Below are 22,711 nucleotides of genomic sequence, written 5' to 3'. Positions count from 1 at the left end.
GATTACTGTTTCGTAATATCCTTTTCAAACCACTTTTCACTGATTTTACTTAACGTTCCATTACCCTCAACCGTACGCACTGCTTTTTCTAAGGCGTCCCGGAGCTGATTATCATTTTTTCGAACAGCAATCCCCATAGGTTGTACTTGGAATGCTTCGCCCACAATTTCAAATTCTCCAGGCTTAGTCGTCATGTAATAACGGCCAATCATTTCCCCTACAACAGCAGCCTCTACACGTCCAAGTCCCATGTCATTGAATACATCGGTAGTCAAATCATATTTTTTTATTTCTTTAATCCCGTTAATGGAGTTTGCGGCTGTTTCACCTGTAGAACCTAATTGGACCCCGACAATCTTTCCTTTCAAGTCATCTACTGATTTGATATTTAACGGATTTCCTGTTTTTACAGCCAAAATTTGCCCGACACCAAAGTATTCGACAAAATCAACTTTTTTCTTTCTTTCATCTGTTGCATTCATGGAAGATAAAATAATGTCAAATCGTTTCGCATCTAAACCAGGGATAATTCCATCCCATGCTGATGGGACAAATTTCACTTTAACCCCAAGTTCCTTTGCAAGTGCTTCAGCAAATTCAATATCAAAACCTACCAACTCATTTTTATCATTGCGATATTCCATAGGTGGGAGTGTATCATCTAAACCAATGGTGATTTCACCCTTTTCTTTTATTTCAGCTAAGGTATCGCCGCTCGTTGTCTTTTCACTCTGCCCACTTTTTGAGTTTTCTGGCATTTTAGGTTGTGTGCCGCACGCTGTAACCACTAAAGCAATTGCCACCATGAATAATGATAGAATAACCTTTTTCATATTTCTCCCCCCAAATGTCTTTATCTCTTTATCTCTTTACCTCTTTATTTATTTAGCGAAATAAAGTATTCTGATAAAATCATTTTACGAAAGTGAGAGGTAAAACGCAAGATGTTTTTTCACCAAATTCCGACACCTTTTCGCTGATATAGGCAAATAATCAAGCTAGGAGGTTGTAAAATCTATGTAAAACCCTAACTTCCGTTTATCAAAAGTACATAAGTTTTAAATAGATTGGAATAATAATAGCGCTTTTCCATTCCTTTAGAAGGGCCTGCCTCCACCACTTGAATAGGTGTGACGAAGGAACGAGAAGGCATTGATCCGTTGAAACATGGGAACGAAAACCTAAAAAAAAGGGCGTGGAGAATACATATCACACTAAGCAACCAACAATACTTAAAACACCCTAAAGAAAAAAACGAGCAATTTCTGCTCGTTTCTTTCTTTGAGTATTGAACTCATTATTATTTATTAGGAATTAATGTATTACTAATTTTATGATCTTTTTTCTGCTCCGCTAGCCATGTCGGGAATTCAGCAGTCAGTTTTTCCGTTTTTAGGGCTTCTCTGATGTCCTTTTTGCTATCTTCGAAGTTCGCTGCTTTTGCTTCCTTTTTACCGGTCACTTGAATGATATGATAGCCAAAATCTGTTTTAACTGGATCACTGATTTCATTTACCTTCAGGGAGAAAGCTGCACTTTCAAATTCTGGAGCCATTTCCCCTTTTCCGAAATAGCCCAATTTCCCTCCATTGGAAGCGTTAGCGGTGTCCGTAGAATATTCCTTTGCTAATTTAGCAAAGTCGCCTCCATCAGCTAATTTCTTAGCTACTTCTTTAGCTGTCGCCTCATCCTTCACTAAAATATGACTTGCTTCTACTTGTTCAGCTTGCGCATACTGGTCTTTATTAGCTTCGAAATACTCCTTCATTTCATCATCTGTAATCTTGATTCTAGGCTCTAATAGCTTAACAGTCTTTAAATAGGAGCGAATATCATCTTCAATATCTGCAGTTTTTAAACCACTGCTTGTAAGCTGTGCTTCGAACTTATCTTTTCCGCCATATGACTCTATCATTTTATCTAACTCTACTTGAATTTCCTTATCTGTAATTTTAACCTTTGCTTTTTCCGCTTCAAGGTCAACCAATTTATTTGTGATTATTGTGTCTAATACTGTCGTTCCATACTGACTGACAAGGGCGTCATATAACTCATCCTTGCTGATCTTATTCCCATCCACTTCTGCCACAGCTTCACTGTTTGAAAAAGAGGCAATAAGTACGGCTGCAGCGACAATAACTAGAATGGCTACAACCCATATATACGTTTTTGTACTTTTAAAGAATTCCTTCATCATCGCTCTCCCTTATCATTAATACGTTCGTTTCCGTGATTTGTTCTTGTCCATTCATCTTATCGAGAAAATATGACGAAACTATGAACGAGTCTTTAAATAAGTGTGACAATCACATGTTTTGTCAAAATGAAAAAGGGGCTACCCAGAACCAAGGGAACAGACCTCTCAACACCTAGTACAGTTCAAATTAGCATTTGCCACACATAAACCTGCTTTAGTCAGATCCACTTTCAAGGCACCCTCTTTGCTCATTATTTCCGGTGCATTTTAAACTCTAAGAAAAGTTCATTATAAGTGGCCAAATTTCTTTTCCCAAGGTTCTCATACACTTCTAGCTTATCGGTTAATGCCAGTGATGGATAAAAACGTTCATCATTCACCATTTCTTTTGGCATGTATTCAAGCGCTGCTTTATTTGGCGTTGAATAGCTTACATACTCCGTATTTTTTGCAGAAACCTTCGCATCTAACATGAAGTTAATGAAGGCATGGGCCCCATCAATATTTTTTACTGTTTTCGGTATGACCATATTATCAAACCATAAATTAGACCCCTCACTTGGTACAACATAGTCAAGGTCTTCATTTTCAGACATAATTTCAGAAGCATCTCCTGACCAGGTAATTCCAATGGCCGCTTCTTGGTTTGCTAGAAGCAATTTATTTTCATCACCGACAATCGCCTTGATATTTGGAGTCAGTGTATCGAGCTTCGCCTTCGCTTCTTGTAAATGCTTTAAATTTGTATCATTTAATGAATAATGTAAACTATTAAGTCCCATTCCGATTACTTCTCGCGCGCCATCAATTAACAGAATTTCGTTTTTTAGTTTACGATCCCACAAATCATTCCAACTTGTTATTTCCATTCCATCCAACATTTTCGGATTATAAACAATACCTACGGTTCCCCAAAAATACGGAATAGAATATATATTATCAGGATCAAATGGCAAGTCCATAAACCGTTCATCAATATTTTTCAGATTCGGCAGTTTAGAATGGTCAAGCGGAATTAATAAGTCTTCCTTAATCATCTTATCAATCATATATTCAGACGGAACCGCAACATCATACGTCGTTCCACCTTGTTCGATTTTCGTCATCATCGCCTCATTCGAGTCAAATGTCTCATAGATGACTTTTATGCCTGTTTCTTTTTCAAACTGATCAATTATATCCGGAGCAATATAGTCTCCCCAGTTATAGACCGTCAACGTATTGCCACCTGACAACCCTTGTGAACGATTCAATCGATCCGTGATATAAAGGAGCACAACAGAAACAAGAATAATCGTCAAAAATACACGGACTAATTGTTTCATTTGCGAACCCCCATTCCGCCTGACTTCGTACTACGCTTCGTGATGAAGTAATAGCCAACGACCAAAATAACAGTAAACAGGAACAGTAAGGAAGACAGAGCATTAATATTCAAAGATACTCCCCTACGTGCCAATGAGTAGATCTCAACCGATAATGTCGAGAACCCATTTCCTGTCACAAAGAATGTAACTGCAAAATCATCAAGAGAGTAAGTTAAAGCCATGAAAAACCCAGCAAATATGCCTGGTGTAATATAAGGTAGGATCACTTTTGTGAGCACACCTATGCTGCTTGCTCCAAGATCACGTGCCGCGTCAATATAAGTCGGACTCATTTCCATTAGCTTTGGAAGAACCATTAAGACGACGATTGGTACACTAAAAGCAATATGTGCTAACAACACGGAATAAAAGCCAAGTTTAATTCCAGCCATCGTAAACAAAATCAAAAACGATGCACCAATAATCACATCCGGGCTGACGATGAGCACGCTATTCAATGATAAAAAGGTGCTTTTCGTTTGTCTTTTCTTTACCGAATGAATATACAAAGCACCTATTACGCCAATAATTGTCGAGATTAGAGCAGATAATAACGCAATCACAAGTGTATTCAAAACAATAATTAACAAGCGCGTATCACCAAATAATTCGCGATACCAATCCAGCGTAAAGCTTTCAAAGTTGAACATAGTACCGCCGCTGTTAAATGAGTAAAAAATAAGAAAGAAGATTGGTGCATACAAGATAAAAAAGATAAGCACTAAAAATAGGGAAGATACAGGTGACAATTTCTTCTTCATCTTATACACCTCTTTTCCTTGCACCTGTCAATGCCATGATCAGGAACATAAAAATAATTAAAAAGACCGCAATGGTCGAGCCCATTCCCCAATCTTGGATGACAAGAAAATGCTGTTCAATCGCTGTACCTAGTGTAATCACGCGGTTACCAGAAATTAAACGCGTTAGCATAAACAGGGATAGGGCCGGGATGAAGACAACCTGACAGCCTGATTTCACACCGTCTAATGTTAATGGAAAAATGACACGGCGGAATGTAGTCCATGTCGATGCTCCTAAATCATTAGCCGCATCCATAAACGTAGGGTTCAACTTATTTAATGCATTAAAGATTGGTAAAATCATAAATGGAATAAAAATATAAACCGATACAAAAATAAAACTAAAATCAGTAAATAAAATTTGTTTAGAACCAATTCCAATCGTTTCTAGAAATTTATTCGCCGCCCCGTATGTACCGAAAATGCCAAGAAACGCATAAGCTTTCAACAGCAAATTGATCCATGAAGGAACAATGATCAGTAATAACCATAGCTGTTTATGCTTTGTCTTCGTTAACAAATAAGCAGTCGGATAAGCAAAAAGTAAAGAAAAAAACGTTATTAAAAAAGCATACCAAAAAGAATTCAACGTCATCATTAAGTAAACTGGCGTAAAGAAATTCTTATAATTAACCAGTGAAAAGTTCCCATCAATATCGAATAAGGAATAATAAAGGACGAGTAAGATTGGTGCAATAACAAAAAAGACGATCCACAGAAAGTACGGAATGGAATATAAATTAAACTTCGCTTTATTTCCCATCTTGCACTCCATCAGTGTATGCTTCTAAACGTTTGTCAAATTCCTCTTCAGATTCGCCAAAACGCATAACATGAATAGCCTCTGGGTCAAAGTATAGACCAATTTGATCGCCAACTGTCGCTTTCTTTGTAGAATGAACTAACCACTCATTCCCATCTGTATCATAGCTGCTAATTTCATAATGAACGCCGCGGAATAACTGCGAGTCCACGCGCACCTGTAATTTACCACGGTTCACATCGGTAATTTCCAAGTCCTCTGGTCGAATTACAATCTCCACTGGCTCATTTTCATTAAATCCACCATCGACACACTCAAACTCTTTTCCTGTAAACTCGACTCGATTATCACGAATCATTTTTCCTTCAACAATATTCGATTCCCCAATGAAATCCGCGACAAAACGGCTGATTGGCTCATCGTAAATATCCGTAGGCGTCCCGCTTTGTTGGATTTTCCCATTATTCAAAACGAAAATCTCATCTGACATCGCAAGCGCTTCTTCTTGATCATGAGTAACAAAGATAAAGGTAATCCCTAGCCTTTGCTGTAATTCTCGTAATTCATATTGCATCTCCGTTCTCAGCTTCAGATCAAGCGCAGACAAAGGTTCATCCAGCAAGATTACTTCAGGTTCGTTTACAATCGCTCTGGCAATGGCCACACGCTGACGCTGTCCACCTGACATTTCTGAGATTTCTCTTGTTTCATAACCAGCAAGATTGACAAAACTCAATGCTTCTCCAACCTTTGCATTGACTTCACTATTCTTCATTTTCTTAATCCGCAAACCGAATGCGACATTTTCAAAAACATTCAAATGAGGAAATAAAGCATAGTCCTGAAAAACGGTATTTACTTGCCGTTTATTAGCCGGTACTCGGTTAATAATTTTCCCATTAAAATAAATTTTTCCTTGCGTCGCCTCTGTAAATCCGGCTATTAAACGTAGAATGGTTGTTTTTCCGCAACCAGAAGGTCCTAATAGCGTATAAAATTTGCCTCGTTCGATTTCAAAACTAACATTATTCAATACAGCTGGATCTGTATCATATTGTTTAGTTACTTGTTCGAAACGAATGATTGACTCATTTGTCAAAATATTCTCCTCCTCAATATCTTCATGTATTCGTATGATCCGTTCCACCAAACAGCTGACTTCTTATAAATAGGAATTTGTAACAACTAGAAGCAATTCTGTTGGTCCATCAACATCATTAACTAATTGGTGAGCCTCAGAAGCATGAAAGTAAATAGATTCTCCTGCTTTAGCCACATAGATGCGGCTTCCTAAATAAACAGTGACTCTTCCACTTAATACATACCCAAAGGTTTCTGAAAGAGATGGTTCAAACTTCTTAAATTCCCCTTTTTCTTTAAACATCAGATAGATTGGTTCCATTTCCTTTTCGTTCGATTCCGGTACGAGCCATCTAATCTGATACCCTTTTTCTACCTCCGCAAAAAAGGTCTGTGAATCTTTATCATATACAACTTTTTGAACACGCTCTTCTTCATCGAAAAATTGCTTCGGTGAGCACCCGAGCACCTCTATTATATTGAAAAACGTTTCAATAGAAGGGGAACTCAAATCACGCTCCAATTGAGAAATATAGCCTTTACTTAAATCTGTGCGTTCGCCTAATTCCTCTTGGGTTAGCCCTTTTTTTAAACGTAAATTCTTAATCTTTTTTCCAATTTGCATAGTTACCTCCATGTGACTCGTCATAGCCACCGTTTTAAACGAAGGTTATTGTTTAATGATCTTCATCGCCTTGACCAAGAGTTTAGTTTTAGTAAACTCCAAGACACTAAAGTATTCTATATGTAAACTCTAAGTTTACTAACAACCTCAATTATTATACAGGAATCATAATAATCTTCAACTTCTTTTTTTGTAAGAACTAATGGTACTTCATTCGACACAAATATTCCCCAAGAAATAAATTCCATCAAAATACTACACTCATATTGTAGTATTTTGCCGGTACACTTTATTATAATGAAGAGCCTATTCTATTACTGCCCTTAGTAAAAGCAGCAAAAATCCCCGTGAGCAAAACCACGGAGATTAGGAATGTATCACTTATAGGGAAGTTTTTGATAAAAGTAATTTGGTTTAATGATTTGATTTTTATAAGGCTTATGGAATATATGAGTCGCTGCTGGAGAAACTGGCGGAATAAGCCACGTCCAATTACCAGTCACAGGACGGCTAGCCGCCTTTTCTTTTTTCTCAAACATCTTAAATTGCTGGGCAGCTGTATGGTGATCGACAATACTTACCCCATCCTCTTTAAAAGAATAAAGAACAGCCTGGTTGAGCTCAATAAGAGCCCGGTCCTTCCAAAGCGATGAATTTTTGTGGATATCGAGCCCCATATGTTCCGCTATAGTTGGAAGCATATTATAGCGTTCTTCGTCCGCTAAATTTCTTGCCCCGATTTCTGTGCCCATATACCAGCCGTTAAACGGGGCAGCGTGATAGGTGATTCCGCCGATTTCAAGACTCATGTTTGAAATAATGGGAACTGCATACCATTTGAGCTCTAGATCAATAAACCATTCATACTCAGGATGACGCAACGGGACTTCTTTTACAAGATTAGAAGGGATTTCAAACCACTGAGGCTCTCTACCATCTACTTGAATGACGAGAGGTAAGAGATCAAACCGACCAGTTCTGCCCCTCCATCCTAATTCTTCACAAACTTGTGTGAATCTCAAGGAATCCGGATCGCCGATAACCCCATTCTCAGTTTCATAGCCTGCATATCGAATAAGCTGATGATTCCATATCCGAACACGATCAGGATGAAAAACAGTAATAGACGGTCTTATTTTGCCACCGTTTGTTGCAATTGATATATGTTCGAGTAACGCTTCTTTTATTTCTTCTATGGATTGTAAATCACGCTTATCAATCACCTGCATCGTTTCCCAAAACAGCCGCCCAATACACTTATTGCTGTTTCGCCACGCCATTTTAGCCCCATGTTCAAGCTCTTCAAGCGTATGTTCATACTTGTCTAGTTGCTGAAGATGATTGGTCACTTCTTCTAAACGTTTATGAATTTCTTCTTCCCCTTTATTCAGCTCCCTATAACAAGCACGAATAAAATGTTCTGCTTCTTTTAGTCGATGTCCCATAGATATATGATGCCTCCTATGCCATTCTTCGACATTATTATCTTTTACAAGTAATGTACCACAATCATTCTCTTCTCTCTAAGTAAGATGATGATAAAAACCAGACAATCTAAAAAATTAACACAGTTTCCACAAATTGTTTGGGGGAACTAGCTAACGGTATCCAACAATAAAAAGGGGCTGACTCACATGCAACGAGCCAGACCCCTATTCATAATTGCTCCGTTACCCATTTAGCCGTAGCTTGACCATTTCCGATACAATCAGGAATGCCTACTCCGTAATAGGAACAGCCAGCTAGACGAATACCTGGAAAGTCTTTCTCGAGCTTCTCTTCCAACCGCTGTACAACTTTTCGATGATGGATATGATAGTTAGGCATCATACCACTCCAATTAGTCACTTCACTCGTGACAGGAATACCTGTAATGCCAAGACTTATTTTAATATCTTTTAATGCAACCTTAAGTAGTTCTTCTTCAGTAGCAGTTTGTAATGACGCAAAAGCAGGGTTTGTGCTTTTATAGAAAAGCCGGATTAGCAAATGATTCTTCTTGGATGTATGCCCCCATTTTCTACTTGTCCATGTACAAGCATTACAAGTTAATTCACTAGTTCCTGCAGTAATAAAGCCCGTTCCATCCTTTGGAAGCTCGCTGTCCGCCAAATTGAATCCTACATAAACACTAATAATGGAACTGTTCTTCAATTGGTCAAATTCCCTTTGGATTGCAGAATCCTTCAATACCCTTTGTGCAGCATTGTGGGGGATGCTTAAAATGATATAATCTGCGATGATGCTTTCACCGTTCACAAAAGTAACGATGTAAGTATCCCCTTTTTTAGTAACAACTTCTACCGCTGTTCCTTTACGTATTTCAACATCTTCCATCCGTTCTTCCATGCGATTAAGCAATGTAGAAAGACCGCCTTTAAAAGAAAGAAATTTCTTATCTCCATTACCTTGGAAAGCTTTTTCATTTTCTGAAAGTCCTCGTATGATGCTGCCGTATTTATTCTTGTAATCCAATAAATACGGTAGTGTAGAAGCAATAGTCAAGTCAGCAAGCTTGCCTGAGTATACACCAGATAGCACGGGAGCAATTTGTTTTTCCACTAATTCTTGTCCAAGAAAGTGCTCTAGAAATTCACCGATGGAATCATCTGCAGTGAACGTTTCATTTTTTGTGTAGAAATCCTTCAAAGCGGCAACTTTACCTTCCGCAGAAACTAATGTAGTTTTCGCCAATGATTCGATGCTAGTTGGTATGCCAAATACAGCTTCTTTTGGAATGAGCTTTAATTCTCCATCACTATGAATAAAGGAGCGACCAGTCGCATTGTACACCACTTCACTTTGCAGCTCTAACTCCTCAATTAACGGTCCAATATATCCTTTTCGTGCCACAATAGAATCCGCACCTGATTCCATTATGAAATCACCATCATGCACCGAACGAATTTTTCCTCCAAGCTCCTCTGTTGCTTCTGTCAATACAAGTCTAATGTTTGAGCCCGTCTTCTTTTTCCACTTTTGCAATTCATAAAGAGCAGATACACCCGTAATGCCTCCGCCTATCACAACGACTGTTTTCAATGAATGTACACCTCAATTACGATCCAATTTAAGTTACCTAAAGTGTACCATAAGGGTTCCTTAGTTAGTATTTCTAGACATGATAATCCTCACAATAGCCACAAATAAAGGGTAACTTCCATCGGTGTTTTTTCATCGCCACCTATTTTTTCTTGATTCCCTCACAAAAATTGAGAAGGGAATTCCAGCCTGTAAGACCGGGATGAATATTACGACAATCCATAGCTATATATATGCATTGAACCGCTTCGTCCAGATTTCTCGGCACCTGTATCGTGGAATCCAGATTTTACATACAAACCTTTTGCTGGCTCATTGTCCTTATTAACTGCGAGAATGATTTCTTCCTTACCAGGGAAGTGTTGTTGGACAAAAAAAGGTAAAGCAGTCATTGCCCTTGCTGCAATCCTGCTGCCTTGATGACTGTGATTTACACAAAAAACTCGTAGTAAAATAGCTAATGGATTTTCAGTAAACTCTTGAATACCTTCTCCTATATGTAGAATGAAAAAGCCAATTGGCACCCCTCCCGAAAAGACCACAATTGGTCTTCTATCTGGATCTTCTACGCACTTCTTCAATGCCTCAATAGGTATGGCTGTATATCTTTTCTGTTCCTCAGTTAAACAAAACTTGGCTAATTCCGCTTTATATCTAGGGTCATATAATTCTAATGATACACCCTGATTTTCAAGCATTTGTTTATTCTCCCCCTTTATCTGTCTAAACTTTTGCCTATATGAAAAACAATCATGTTGTATACCGCCCCAAATCCATTCCTTCATTACATCAAGAACCGTAACTGCTTTCATCTACTGTATTTGCTTCTCTAATATTAATGTGTTGACGTATTTTTTGCGCTAATTCGAAACTGATTGTTCCTTCTTCAAACATGTCCTGCACTTCATCACGTTCAGCTTGAATGGCTGTGTATTGTAAATCACGCTCGAAGTTTACTTGTTCGTGCCCCTTACTTGCTTTAGTCTCCCTTTTTAACCTTGAAATTAGAGAACTATATTCCGCGATCACTATTAAAGAAATCCCCTTATCATCTGGATTTGTTTGCTCCTTAATCTCTCTGATCGCTGCCTTAGCTGTCTTCACCTTCATTGCGATGATTTTATGGAGACCCTCTTTACGTTGCTCGATTAATTCTCTTTTTTTAGATAAAAATAGACTACTACTCATTACTAACAGCTTTTTAAACACAAGGAAGGATATCAGCCTACGATATTTCTTTCGATTGGTTACCGCCATTTTCATTCTGCGAATATGCTCTAAGCACAAGTTTGCTACTTCATGTTCAACTTGTTCCGCTTTTACAAATTTCATGATTTCTCGTTCCTCTGCCTCAAGTCCTATCAGTCGAATCTTATTTTCTTTCTCTCTGATTTCCAATTGATTCTTTTGACCCCCGGCTGCATGCGCTTGATTAATCCTTACATTATATTTAGAGATAATTCTTATTGCAGCTTCGCGGTTTTCATTTGTAATGGAAGATTCCACAGCTTTGATTGCCGCCGAATGCGATTGAATCAAGGCACGTTTTTCTTTTTCAGCTTTATTCTCACCCGTCTGTTCTTCTTTTGATCGGGCAATAACCGGCAAGAAAATACTTGTAACCAAAAGTGTCATCAAAATGACTCCGGCCGCAATAAAAATGATTAATGAACGTTCTGGAAACGGACTGCCATCATCTAGTGCAAATGGGATAGTAAAGGCCCCCGCTAATGTAACAGCACCTCGGACACCTGAAATAGTCATAATCCCAATGGCTTTTAATGGTGGCTTTACTATTCCCTGCTTCACCTTCCAGCCAGTCCACCATGCTGCCAATATCCAAACGAAACGGAGAACGAATAGAGACGCACTGATTACGATGATATAACCGATCACATCCATATTATTAAAAGCAGCGTTTTCGAAAATAGAGTTCGCTACACCTGGCACTTGCAAACCAAGCAAGACAAAAACAAGACCATTCAAAATAAATAAAATTACAGACCAGGTACTATTCGAAACGATTTGCAGCTTTATCGTCGGCGACTGCTCACGATCCCTTTCAATTGCATGGACGATTCCACCAGCTACAACACCCAAGATTCCTGAAAGGTGAAAATGTTCGACGCTTAAATAAATCACAAATGGGGTCAAAATCTGAATGAGCATATGGATCGTCACATCTTCCATGCCCAGTCGGCGGATTATGACCCTCAGCCTGATAATAGCAAAGGCAATGATTGCACCCCCGATAAGGCCCCCTAAAGCAATAATGATGAAGCTTAATGATGCTTCCGCTAAGGAAAAGTAGCCCGTTACCGTAGCCGCCACAGCAAACTTAAATGCTACAAGACCTGATGCATCATTCATTAATCCTTCTCCTTCAAGGGTATGCATTATGTTTTTCGGTAGCTTAACACGGCTAGCCATGGCACCGACGGCCACTACATCGGTCGGCGAAAGGATGGCTGCAAGCGCAAAAGCAGCTGGTAAAGGAATAGACGGAATCAACCAATGAATTAAATATCCGATTACAAGAACGGTTACAAAAACTAGTCCTAATGCTAATAATAAAATTGGTACTCTAAGTTTCCATAGCGCCTTACGCGGAACATTTTTTCCATCATTGAATAACAACGGTGCAATGAATAATACAAAAAACAACTCAGGCTCCATTGGCACTTGAAGGCCCATAGGCAAAATTGCCATTATCCCGCCCAAAGCGATTTGAATAAGCGGTACCGGAATGAATGGTATAAAGTGATTAATCATACTGGATAGGCCAATGATGAACAACAGAAGTAAAACGATTAGAAATATTTCCATCTATCCTTTAAACCACCTTTTCTATATGTTTTCTATCTTTAATTTACCATAATAACGTCTTTTCTATTTATCAGAAATACTTATTTGCTTCATTTTCCGAACTGCAATCAAACATTTCTACACAAAAAATTTACATAACCTTCACAAACTTTTAACATCATTCATGGATAATTAGACCCAGAAAGAAGAGGTGGATGATGGGAAAATTATTTAATTTTTATGCAAACTGGTCCTTAAAGACCAAACTCTTACTATTTATAATATTTATCTTAATTTTCACGTCCGGTATTATTAGTTATATGTCTTATGCAAAATCAAAAGATGCTACGATGACCGCTGTCGAACAACGTTTAAAAAGAGAAGTTATGCTTTTTTATCAAATGTCGCAAAACCTCATGTATCTTCATGTAGGAGATGAAAAGAATTTCAACAAAAAAATAGAGGGCGTCATTAAAAGCCAAAACGCGGATATGAGTCAAGATGGCCTCCATAGTGACTACTTCCTCATTAAAGGAAAAGAAGCCATCCCTTTCTCTGTAAGCCAGAGAACGACAATAACAATCCCTGAGTCTCTGCAAACAGAAATCACTAAAAAGGGAAAAGGCATTTTACATAAAAAAATTAACGGTGTTACCTATACATTTGCTTTTCAACAAATTCAAGAAGTCAAAGGCGCCTTTGTCATCGCTCTACCACAACAAGTCTATTTGACTAAAATACATGAAATGGCATTTTCAATTCTCACAGTCACGATTGCTTGTGTAATTATTACAGCTCTTCTTGTCATCGTACTCGTTAATCAATTGACAAGGCCTTTAGAAAAACTACGTGGGCTCATGAAAGAAGCCCGTGAAGGTAATTTTGATATATCGCTTAAAGATATCCCAAGGAGCTCAGCAGAAGTAACATCTCTTGTTAAAAGCTTCGAATCATTATTACTCACAGTGAAAAGCATGCTACAAAACATAGGCTCAACCACTAATCAATTACATACAACCGGAGCCAAGCTGCAAACTTCCTCAAATGTTGTTTTAGTCCGAAATCAGGAATTGATAAATGAAGTAGAAACGGTCAAAAAAGCCGCAGATGAAACAGCCGTTAGCTCTGAAGTATCCATGGTTGCTTTTGAAAGAATGAAGGCAGATATTTACCAGACCTTTCAGGAAATGCAACATATTTTTGACATCTCGAAAACGATGGAGGCTTCTTCTCTTAGCGGGAAAAACCATATGGATCAGCTAGTAAATGAACTAGGTTTATTTCAAAAAGAATTTAAACACATCACACAAACGATGGATACATTGAAAACTCATTCAGTCTCCGTCACTTCCATCGTCTCATTGATTCAGTCCGTTGCTGAACAGACGAAATTGCTGGCTCTGAACGCAACGATCGAGGCCGCAAGAGCAGGTGAAGCCGGTAAGGGATTCTCCGTTGTTGCAACAGAAGTCAGAAAGCTCGCTAATGAATCTTCCAAAGCAGCTGAAGAAATCGCTACAACGATGGGGCAAATGGAGGGGATAACCAACCAGACACATCGTGAGTTTGAGGATATTTATCATATTGTCAACAAAAATGTCCAAGTAGCATCAAAGAGTAAAGACTCGATTGATTTATGGAGTTCACATGTTGATGAGGTCAACGTTAAGCTTCGGTTCATTGAATCGATCTTAAAAAACTTGCAAAATTCCCTACCAGAAGTTGAACAATCTTCCGAAAGATACGTAGCACTATCACAGCAGACAAGTGCTAGCGCTGAACAAATGCTATCCAGCTTTCAAGAACAACTAGAACAATATAAAGGAACGTATGAAATCGGGAAAGTGCTCAATGATTTATCTAGCAAGCTAGGCGAACAGACAAAGGGTATTCGAGCTTAGGAAGATAGTAAAGTCGGCGTGGCCTACCTACATGATTATTTACTGTTGTAGCTTATTCAAAAAACACCTCATTTCCTTTCGGAAGTGAGGTGTTTTTCATTACATTCATTATTTCGTAGCAATTGGTTCAGTAAGCTGGCTTGCTCTTTCAGCCCATTCTTCATCTGTTAGATTGTGTTGCTTTACGTAAAGGTTACGTGGATGTACGCGGCACTCATGTGTACAGCTGCGCATATATTTGTGTTCATTTTCCTCTGATGCAAGGATTTGTTTATTACACTCAGGATTTGCACAATTAATATAACGTTCACAAGGCTCATCAGTGAAATAATCGCGGCCGACAATGACATGTTCCTTTTGATTGATCGGAACAGAAATTCGCTCATCGAATACATACATTTGTCCATCCCAAAGCTCGCCTTGTACTTCAGGGTCTTTTCCGTATGTGGCAATCCCGCCATGAAGCTGACCTACATCTTCAAACCCTTCTCTTACAAGCCAGCCAGAGAATTTCTCACAGCGAATACCGCCTGTACAATAGGTTAATACCTTTTTACCTTCTAACATTTCTTTGTTATCGCGTACCCATTGTGGTAGCTCACGGAAAGATTGAATATCTGGTTTAATGGCATTTCTGAAATGTCCTAACTCGTATTCATAATCATTTCTTGCATCTAGAACAATGGTATTTTCATCTTGAAGTCCTTCTAAAAATTCCGTTGGACTTAAGTAACGGCCAGTAACCTCGAGTGGATTAATATCATCTTCCAAACGAAGCGTGACTAACTCATTTCGTGGTCTGACATGCATTTTCTTAAATGCGTGTCCGTCAGCTTCATCTATTTTAAATACGATTCCTTCAAATCGAGGATCGCTTTTCATCATGTTGATGTACGCATCAGTTTGTTCAATGGTACCTGATACAGTCCCGTTAATCCCTTCATTTGCAACTAAAATGCGCCCCTTTAGCTCTTGTTCTTTACACCAAGCAAGATGTGCAGCTGCAAATTCCTCTGGGTTCTCAATCGTGACATAATAATAGTACAGCAATACTCTGTACGGTTTACTTTCTAACATTCTTATTACCACCTATCCAATTATATTTGCAAGATATAAAAGGTGATCCTTTTAGACACTTTACTCTTACAGCTAAATATTATACCAATAAAACTGCATAATCGTCAAAAAATGATTGGAAATCACCCCAGTTGTCCCCTACCATTAACCAAATCTACTTATTCTCCTTTTCTCTTTATTATTCGATATATTCAATCTCCACGATCTTCACACTTTTAATAACACGAAGATAGGATATTTGCCAAATGGAATATCCATTTCTCCCATAATTTTTAAACGAGTGTGGCAAAAAAACTCAAGAGTATTGGATTACGAAAAATTATTTTATTTTTCAGTTAATTATCTATACATTTTTAACGAATGGGTATATACTGTATTATAACAACAAACAATAAATTGGATCTGTACTATAAAAAAGGAGGAACTACACATGCAAACAAAAAAACCGATGGAATTCTTCAGAAACTTACCACCTAAACAATGTCCGGACTGCGGTCATCATATTGATGAACAAGCAGAATCCTACGCGGTTAAGTGTACAGAATGCTCATCAAAAAAATGAATTCAAAATAAAACGGGTTAGCATTGGAGCTAACCCGTTTTATTTAATTGAATGACTGTGTTATATAACGCTGTTGATTTTTGGCTTGTCTATCAACGCCGCTTTAATATGGATCGGATGGAACCTATGATGTGGCATTATGATGCTATTGGTTTGCAATAAACGTACTCCCTATCTCACTTACCGCTTTTCTATGATTCATCCTGCATGAAAAAGAAAAAGGGATTCCCGCATTCACAGAAATCCCTCCAGTCTTACATGTTCCACATGGTTAAAATAAATAATCCTGCTTACCTACTCGCTCGCTTTCACGATTCATTCACCACGAACGTCCGATATTTTTCGCAATCACTTTGCTTACACTCTACTTTGATTTTCGTGCCTTCTTCTTCATATTCCGTTTCAAGGATTTGCGCATGTTCATTAAAATAAGAGATGATCTGACCTTGATCATATGGGATGAGCAGTTCACAACGAACATAATCTGTGAAGATGTTTTCACGAATCTTTTCAATCAATTCATCCACACCAATTCTCTGTTTTGCTGACAAATACACAGAATCAGCACGAACTTGTGGAATCTCCATTTCCGTTAAATCCGCCTTATTATAAGCATAAACGGTTGGGATATTTTCAATTCCGATTGCTTTAAGTGTTTCATGTGTAATTTCAATAAGCTGCTCATAATTCGCATTAGAAAAATCAACAACATGAATAAGTAAATCAGCTTCTGCCACTTCTTCAAGCGTTGATCGAAATGCTTTTACAAGATGATGTGGCAGCTTTGAAACAAATCCAACTGTATCTGTTAACAGAAATTCTTTATTGTCTGGAAGCGGAATGTTTCGGACAGATGTCTCTAATGTCGCAAATAGCATATCCTTTTCAAAAACCTGCTTCTCCGTAGATGTATGAAACTTCTCAACAAGAGCATTCATGATCGTTGACTTCCCAGCATTTGTATACCCAACAAGTGAAACAACAGGGATTGCATTCTTCTTTCTCTGCTTTCGCTGTGTTTTCCTGTGAGCAACGAGCGTTTCTAGTTCTTTATTCAATACATTAATCTTCTCTTCGATTCTTCGGCGGTCCAGCTCGAGCTTTTTCTCCCCAACCCCTCTGTTCTTTGTTCCAACACCACCACTTTGACGTCCAAGTGATTCTCTAAGACCGATCAAGCGTGGCAACATATATTGTAATTCCGCCACTTCTACTTGTAGCTGCGCTTCTCTCGTCTTCGCCCGATCTGCAAAGATATCAAGGATTAATATCGTACGATCAATCACCTTACAGTCCAAATCCCGTTCTAAGTTACGAATTTGTGATGGAGATAGTTCATCATTAAAAATAACCAGATTACCCTCACTATATTCTACAAGAGTTTTTACTTCATCTACCTTACCACTACCAATATAATGAGATGAATTCACTCTTTGTAAATTTTGAGTCATCTCGCCAACGACCTCTACACCGCATGCTTCCGCTAAATTTGCGAGCTCTTCCATAGAGTAAGCAAAGTCCCGATGGTTATTAATATTCACTCCAACTAATACCGCTTTTTGTTGTAATTCTTCCATTAGCATATTCCCCCTTAAGTTTTGTATGAAGGACATGGGACGGGGCTTCGCGACTTACTTATATAGACAATCTACTTTGCATATATACTTACTTTGTTAAGAAAGTACCTCAAAATCCCGCTCCGCACCGCCACCATTGTGATTAGGTGAGTGTAGCGTGCTATATAATTTATCCTTCATGGTAAATGGTAGCTTTTTAACGCCATATTTGTTTTGTAAGTATCCTTGCTACACCGCAGATTGAATATGCTAAAAAACACAGACCCGTCGCCTGTGTTTGAGTAAACGAAAAAAGTGACGCAAAGGATATAGCACTCTTTTTAGTATAGACAAAAAAAGAGAGCGTTCATTCGCCCTTCCCTCATGTTTTCATTATAGGGTTTTGGTAATTAGGCAGACTTATCCCGTTCACCCTGCACACAGACAGAGCTTTTTGAGCACTATTCAGTTAGCGGCACAAAGTGTTGAACGTAGTCTGACAAACTTCACCGTAAACCCCTCCGTTTCATTTAAGTTATGGAAATTTTACCATATGAATGCTTGCTTGGCAATTTGTTTTTTATAACAGGTCACACGCTTCCTTCTTTACTTAGACAATATCATCAAAGTAACTGAACACAATTCAAAAAAGTTTCTTGATAAAAGGGATATAAAACAATTCATCATCTTTTAACTAATTAAGATTCCACTATACAACTGAATCTAAATCCAGCCCATGCAATCAAAGAACTCATCATACCGATTTACGGACCCTAATACTTTCTCTTAATTTCTACTTTCAATCAATCGTCATTTTCTCCATAGTCGCGAAGCTGTATCTTACAAAACATCTAGACAACTAACGAAGGAATCAGACTAAAATCTGCTATATAGCGTTTAACCTATAATTAACACAATAGACGGTGTATAGAGTGTGTAGTCATGCCATTTGAGAGATATCCTTATTTTCCATTAATATTCATAATCCATTTCTTCGGTCATCACGAGACCTTCCAATTCTTCATAGAGGGTATCTCCAATTTCTTTGTATAGTTTGGAAACGGTAGCTGCACTAATTTCATACTTATCAGCGATTTCCTTTTGTGACGGCGCTGACATATCCAGTAAAGCTGATTGTACCAAGTAGTCAATTGATGCGGCGTACACCTCCGGTTTACGTATAGAAGGTGACTCTTTCTCACAATACGACTTCCAAATTACAATAGCGGTCATGATCATATCTATGGAGCAATCGTCTTTTCTCATATATTCTTGAATCAGAATCGCAACTTGTAGCTCTTTTTCTGAGCTCCATTCAAATTGCGTTATATCTGGCAGTTCAATATCCCCCACCATCCTCAGGAGTAGCCTTTCAAGGATGTATGGAAAATCAATTTGGTAAAAATCGTCATACCCTCCGCCATCTTCAAGATGCTCTTCCAATTCATCCTGAAATTCTTTCACTAACTTTACCGTCCCAGCGGCGGGGAATCTTATGGGGTCTCCTAAGAAGTCCATTCCAGAACCCATATCCAACAGCATTCCAAGTAGTAAACTGTTTTCCTCCACCATTTCTTTTTCATACTCAAGCTGCAGTTCATACTCAGTCCTACCAAGTATGTCTTCTATCACGACCCTATCCGAATAGATTGTCTTTAACAGATATAGTTTTGGTGTCGATCCACGCCATGATTGAATCAGATTTTTCATTTTCTTCCTTACTATTTTAGAGGATTTCTTTCGATAAAATTCTTCAAAAATCGTCTGTCCTTTAGCAATCGGCAGGTTAAACACTGCCCATGTGCGCATGTATTGCATATAGGTGTCATGTGTTTCTACAAGAATTGGGTCCTCTTCAACATCCGTAAAGTCGAATAACGGATACTGAAAAGCAAGATCTAGAATCACAGTCTCATATCTTTCAAGAGCATATTTTAATAACTCATTTTGAAATATTGCTGCTTCTTCACTAATCGATATCGTTGGAAACTCTATTACATTCTTTCCGCAACAACTTTTATATCGATTCTCACTTCCACACGGACAGGGATTATCTTGATATATTTCACTCAAAAAACTTTCCTCCTTTTATAAAAACCATCATCGGTCCTTAGTTACAAAAACTAGGGATTTTAACATACCCTTATTAGTTAAAGGAGCACCTTGAAAACATAAACTCCTTGAGCCTGGAAAGACCGACTATGTTCGCCACACACTGCGTCAAACGTTGAAGTCAGCAATTGCTCCTGTACAAATGTCCGACAAGCTTAGGTTCTTCAAGCCCCCCTAAAGCCCGTCCTTTTAGAGCCCGGATAACATTTAAGCCTCAAGGGCCTATTTTCGCTAGATGCTGTTAAACAAATAGGCTACCAATATGGTAGCCTATTTGTTTATATTTCTATTTTTTCTCCGACCGCTGCTTCAATTTCTTTATAACGATTCGATAAAGTGGAAGCGCCTACCCCATATTTCTTAGCAAGCTTAGTCTGAGAAGGACTGAACTCCCCTTTAGAAAGCTGTTTCACTGTATACTCCAGCGCTGCAGCAAAGGCTTCTGGTTTTCGAATAGATGGAGAATGTTCCATACAATAGGTGTTCCATAACACTTGAACACGTTCTATTAATGCATCCGGATAACCCTCTTCATGCATTCCTTGTTTCACCATTTCAGCTGTTTCTCTTTCTTTCTCATTGTACCATACTAGCTCATTTGTTTCAGTTTTTGGTAATTCGATACCTTCTGTAATAGCCGCAAGACTATGGAAAATTTGCAAGAATTCCCGAACCATGAACTCTTCTGCTTTTCCGCCAGTATGCTTGTACGCCTCTACTTGTTCGTTTATCGTTCTTAAAATGTTGTCTGTATGCCTCGGCTCAAAACTAATAAACTGACCAAAGAAATCACTTCTTGTTCCCATATCAACCAAATACCCAAGAATGATTTCCCCAATTCCTAATTCTTGGTTTGCATATGGCGTAAATGGAAGCGTCGTAGTTTGTTTAGTCACGATATCTTCTAGAGTAATTGTTTCACTAATTAATTCCTTAATTGAAAACAATACCGGTGCCGTACCTTTCCATGACTCTACGATCTCTCTCGTTTTTTCTCTTACAATATTCGACCCTTCTTGCTTCATAAATGTATCAAAGATTGTATCACCATTTACAAACGGCTGCGTGAAAGTACCCCATATATTCACATTGAATTGATAAATTTCTTGTACTTCTTCACCCACAGTAGCCGGAAGTGGATAATCAAGCAAAAGTTGATTGATTTCAGCTTTATAATTCTTTTCTGTAAAATCCAATAAAGCCTTCTGCATGAGTGATGCTTCTTCATAATGAACGGCTGTTGGGCTTTCGTCGACTTTTCTACCACAACATTTCTTGTACTTTTTCCCGCTACCACATTCACACGGTGCATTTCTATTTAATTTTCCCATATATATACCTCCAAAAAACAAATCGCTATTTACCATTGTATCAAAAATTAATGAAATTACCTAATGGTACTCATAGGAAGATTGATATACCTTAGTCTCGAGGTATTCGTATTTTTGTTAGGGTGAGAACATAGCATGAAGGATAGTTGTGAAAAAAATAGGGACCATACAAAGCGCCACCATTTACCATGAAAGATTAATCCTGTAGCATGCTACACTCACCTATCACAATGGTGGCGATGCGGAGCCGGATTTTGAAGTACTTTCTTAATAAAATACGTATATTTGCAAAATAGATGGTCTATATTAGTAAATCGCGAAGCCCCGTCCCCATGTCCTTCATGCAAAAAGGGCTATTCCCAAAAGGAAAACCCCCTTGAAATAGCCTTTATCTTAATCAATGTCAAGTGATTAACAAATATGTAAACACAGGATTTTTTGAGGAGTTGGGGTGTTTAATTTTATCTGTCATATCAATCCATTTGACTTTCGCACATCTTTCTTCCAACTTCTCATTTATTTCCCCTTCAATGTCATGCATAAACTTAATCATTTCACCATATTCCAAATGAAAGTGTTTGGCCGCAGTCAGATGTGGCGCATGCTTCACAAACAACTGCAGAAGATGATCGGCGGTATCCGCTTGCTGAGCCAATTGGTCTTCTTCATTTACTATATATTGATAAATCTCACGCTTTTCATCCGATAAATTCGAAACAATATCTCGCAGTAAAAATTCCATTAGAATATCATTCATCATTAGCTACCTCGAGTTTTCATAAGCCCATTTTTCTCAATCATAACCCATCTTTTTAAATTTGTAAATCGTAACTATTACTATTTAATTCGTGGAATCCAAATACTTTTCTATGGAAAAATGGCGGGGCTTCGCAAAATCAGCTCCACAGCTCCACTTTCATAAGGTGATGCAATTTGAGAACCTGAACCTTTTTCAAAGTTTTAGTTAGAATCAGATGCTCTTAGAGGTTTTTTTATAATATGTGCAACCTCATCCCCAGTTACCTTTTTGCTTATTGCCACTAGTTGTGGCTGTAAGTCACAATTTGTTATATTGAAAAATAGTTAAACTAGGTTTTTCCAAAATGACTATGTTATACTTAGAAAAACCTTTTATGCAATTTACTTTACTTGTTACTACTGTTATCCCACTTGTTCATTGAGTGGGATTTTTTTAATTATTTTGTTTACATAACAAATGAACTCTAATTCAAACGTTAAAAAAGACAGACTCTAATATAGAGTCTGTCTTTTGCATGTATCAATTAAGCTTTTTGTACGTTAGAAGCTTGTGGTCCACGTTGACCTTGTTCAACTTCAAAAGTCACTTCTTGACCTTCGTCAAGAGATTTGAAACCTTCGCTTTGAATAGCTGAGAAATGTACGAATACATCGTCTCCGTTTTCGCGTTCGATGAATCCAAAACCTTTTTCTGCGTTAAACCATTTTACTTTACCTTGTTCCATTGTTGT

At 38.1% G+C, this 22,711-nt stretch carries 19 protein-coding genes; 2 read left to right on the top strand and 17 right to left on the bottom strand.

What is annotated here, in order from left to right; genetic code table 11:
* Positions 1–2: 2 nt before the first annotated feature.
* The 11 genes from AC625_RS01135 to AC625_RS01085 form a co-directional block, all read right to left on the bottom strand.
* The gene (locus AC625_RS01135; protein ID WP_049679627.1) at positions 3–833 is read right to left on the bottom strand and encodes an ABC transporter substrate-binding protein; all 831 of its coding nucleotides are present in this window, start codon (positions 831–833) and stop codon (positions 3–5) included.
* Positions 834–1,300: 467 nt separating this feature from the next.
* Positions 1,301–2,194 (bottom strand): foldase protein PrsA, encoded by an 894-nt coding sequence (locus AC625_RS01130; RefSeq protein WP_049679626.1) that lies wholly within the window; start codon positions 2,192–2,194, stop codon positions 1,301–1,303.
* A 254-nt stretch (positions 2,195–2,448) separates the two neighbouring features.
* Positions 2,449–3,522, bottom strand: a complete 1,074-nt coding sequence (locus tag AC625_RS01125; protein ID WP_049679625.1) for an ABC transporter substrate-binding protein — start codon at positions 3,520–3,522, stop codon at positions 2,449–2,451.
* Positions 3,519–4,325 (bottom strand): ABC transporter permease, encoded by an 807-nt coding sequence (locus AC625_RS01120; protein ID WP_049679624.1) that lies wholly within the window; start codon positions 4,323–4,325, stop codon positions 3,519–3,521. The genes AC625_RS01125 and AC625_RS01120 overlap by 4 nt, the downstream gene beginning before the upstream one ends.
* Before the next feature lies 1 nt (position 4,326).
* Positions 4,327–5,130: an ABC transporter permease gene (locus tag AC625_RS01115; RefSeq protein ID WP_049679623.1), complete on the bottom strand. Its 804-nt coding sequence runs from the start codon at positions 5,128–5,130 to the stop codon at positions 4,327–4,329.
* The gene (locus AC625_RS01110; protein ID WP_049679622.1) at positions 5,120–6,229 is read right to left on the bottom strand and encodes an ABC transporter ATP-binding protein; all 1,110 of its coding nucleotides are present in this window, start codon (positions 6,227–6,229) and stop codon (positions 5,120–5,122) included. Before AC625_RS01110 ends, AC625_RS01115 begins: the two co-directional genes overlap by 11 nt.
* A gap of 63 nt (positions 6,230–6,292) precedes the next feature.
* Positions 6,293–6,835 (bottom strand): helix-turn-helix domain-containing protein, encoded by a 543-nt coding sequence (locus AC625_RS01105; protein WP_049679621.1) that lies wholly within the window; start codon positions 6,833–6,835, stop codon positions 6,293–6,295.
* Between the two features lie 377 nt (positions 6,836–7,212).
* On the bottom strand, positions 7,213–8,280 hold the full coding sequence (locus AC625_RS01100) for a nitric oxide synthase oxygenase (RefSeq protein ID WP_049679620.1): 1,068 nt from the start codon (positions 8,278–8,280) through the stop codon (positions 7,213–7,215).
* A 211-nt stretch (positions 8,281–8,491) separates the two neighbouring features.
* Entirely contained in the window at positions 8,492–9,877 is a 1,386-nt protein-coding gene (locus tag AC625_RS01095) for a protoporphyrinogen oxidase (protein WP_049679619.1), read from the bottom strand.
* A 209-nt stretch (positions 9,878–10,086) separates the two neighbouring features.
* Positions 10,087–10,575 carry a GNAT family N-acetyltransferase gene (locus tag AC625_RS01090; RefSeq protein WP_180320048.1) on the bottom strand — a complete coding sequence of 163 codons (489 nt, stop codon included), beginning with the start codon at positions 10,573–10,575 and terminating at the stop codon, positions 10,087–10,089.
* Between the two features lie 91 nt (positions 10,576–10,666).
* Positions 10,667–12,703, bottom strand: coding sequence for a Na+/H+ antiporter (locus AC625_RS01085; protein ID WP_049679617.1), 2,037 nt, complete (start codon positions 12,701–12,703; stop codon positions 10,667–10,669).
* Positions 12,704–12,900: 197 nt separating this feature from the next.
* Between AC625_RS01085 and AC625_RS01080 the strand changes: the two genes are divergently transcribed.
* Positions 12,901–14,583 carry a methyl-accepting chemotaxis protein gene (locus tag AC625_RS01080; RefSeq protein ID WP_049679616.1) on the top strand — a complete coding sequence of 561 codons (1,683 nt, stop codon included), beginning with the start codon at positions 12,901–12,903 and terminating at the stop codon, positions 14,581–14,583.
* A 108-nt stretch (positions 14,584–14,691) separates the two neighbouring features.
* Here the strand turns inward: AC625_RS01080 and trhO are convergent, their stop codons facing one another.
* Positions 14,692–15,660 (bottom strand): oxygen-dependent tRNA uridine(34) hydroxylase TrhO, encoded by a 969-nt coding sequence (trhO, locus tag AC625_RS01075; RefSeq protein ID WP_049679615.1) that lies wholly within the window; start codon positions 15,658–15,660, stop codon positions 14,692–14,694.
* A gap of 430 nt (positions 15,661–16,090) precedes the next feature.
* Here trhO and yhfH point away from each other — a divergent pair, with 430 nt between their 5' ends.
* Positions 16,091–16,222 (top strand): protein YhfH, encoded by a 132-nt coding sequence (yhfH, locus tag AC625_RS25275; RefSeq protein WP_082190900.1) that lies wholly within the window; start codon positions 16,091–16,093, stop codon positions 16,220–16,222.
* 308 nt (positions 16,223–16,530) lie between these two features.
* Here yhfH and hflX read toward each other — a convergent pair whose 3' ends face one another.
* From hflX to AC625_RS01050, 5 genes are all read right to left on the bottom strand, one after another.
* Positions 16,531–17,799: a GTPase HflX gene (gene hflX / locus AC625_RS01070; RefSeq protein WP_049679614.1), complete on the bottom strand. Its 1,269-nt coding sequence runs from the start codon at positions 17,797–17,799 to the stop codon at positions 16,531–16,533.
* Positions 17,800–18,750: 951 nt separating this feature from the next.
* Positions 18,751–19,851 (bottom strand): cyclin family protein, encoded by a 1,101-nt coding sequence (locus tag AC625_RS01065; RefSeq protein WP_049679613.1) that lies wholly within the window; start codon positions 19,849–19,851, stop codon positions 18,751–18,753.
* Positions 19,852–20,168: 317 nt separating this feature from the next.
* Positions 20,169–21,221: an SEC-C metal-binding domain-containing protein gene (locus AC625_RS01060; protein WP_049679612.1), complete on the bottom strand. Its 1,053-nt coding sequence runs from the start codon at positions 21,219–21,221 to the stop codon at positions 20,169–20,171.
* A 403-nt stretch (positions 21,222–21,624) separates the two neighbouring features.
* Positions 21,625–21,981, bottom strand: coding sequence for a hypothetical protein (locus tag AC625_RS01055; RefSeq protein ID WP_180320047.1), 357 nt, complete (start codon positions 21,979–21,981; stop codon positions 21,625–21,627).
* 523 nt (positions 21,982–22,504) lie between these two features.
* Positions 22,505–22,705: a cold-shock protein gene (locus AC625_RS01050; RefSeq protein ID WP_034304915.1), complete on the bottom strand. Its 201-nt coding sequence runs from the start codon at positions 22,703–22,705 to the stop codon at positions 22,505–22,507.
* Positions 22,706–22,711: the final 6 nt, after the last annotated feature.

The organism is Peribacillus loiseleuriae (assembly GCF_001183985.1).
Lineage (GTDB): Bacteria > Bacillota > Bacilli > Bacillales > DSM-1321 > Peribacillus > Peribacillus loiseleuriae.
The sequence above is the reverse complement of the archived record's forward strand: the minus strand, read 5'-3'. Positions and strand labels throughout refer to the sequence as shown.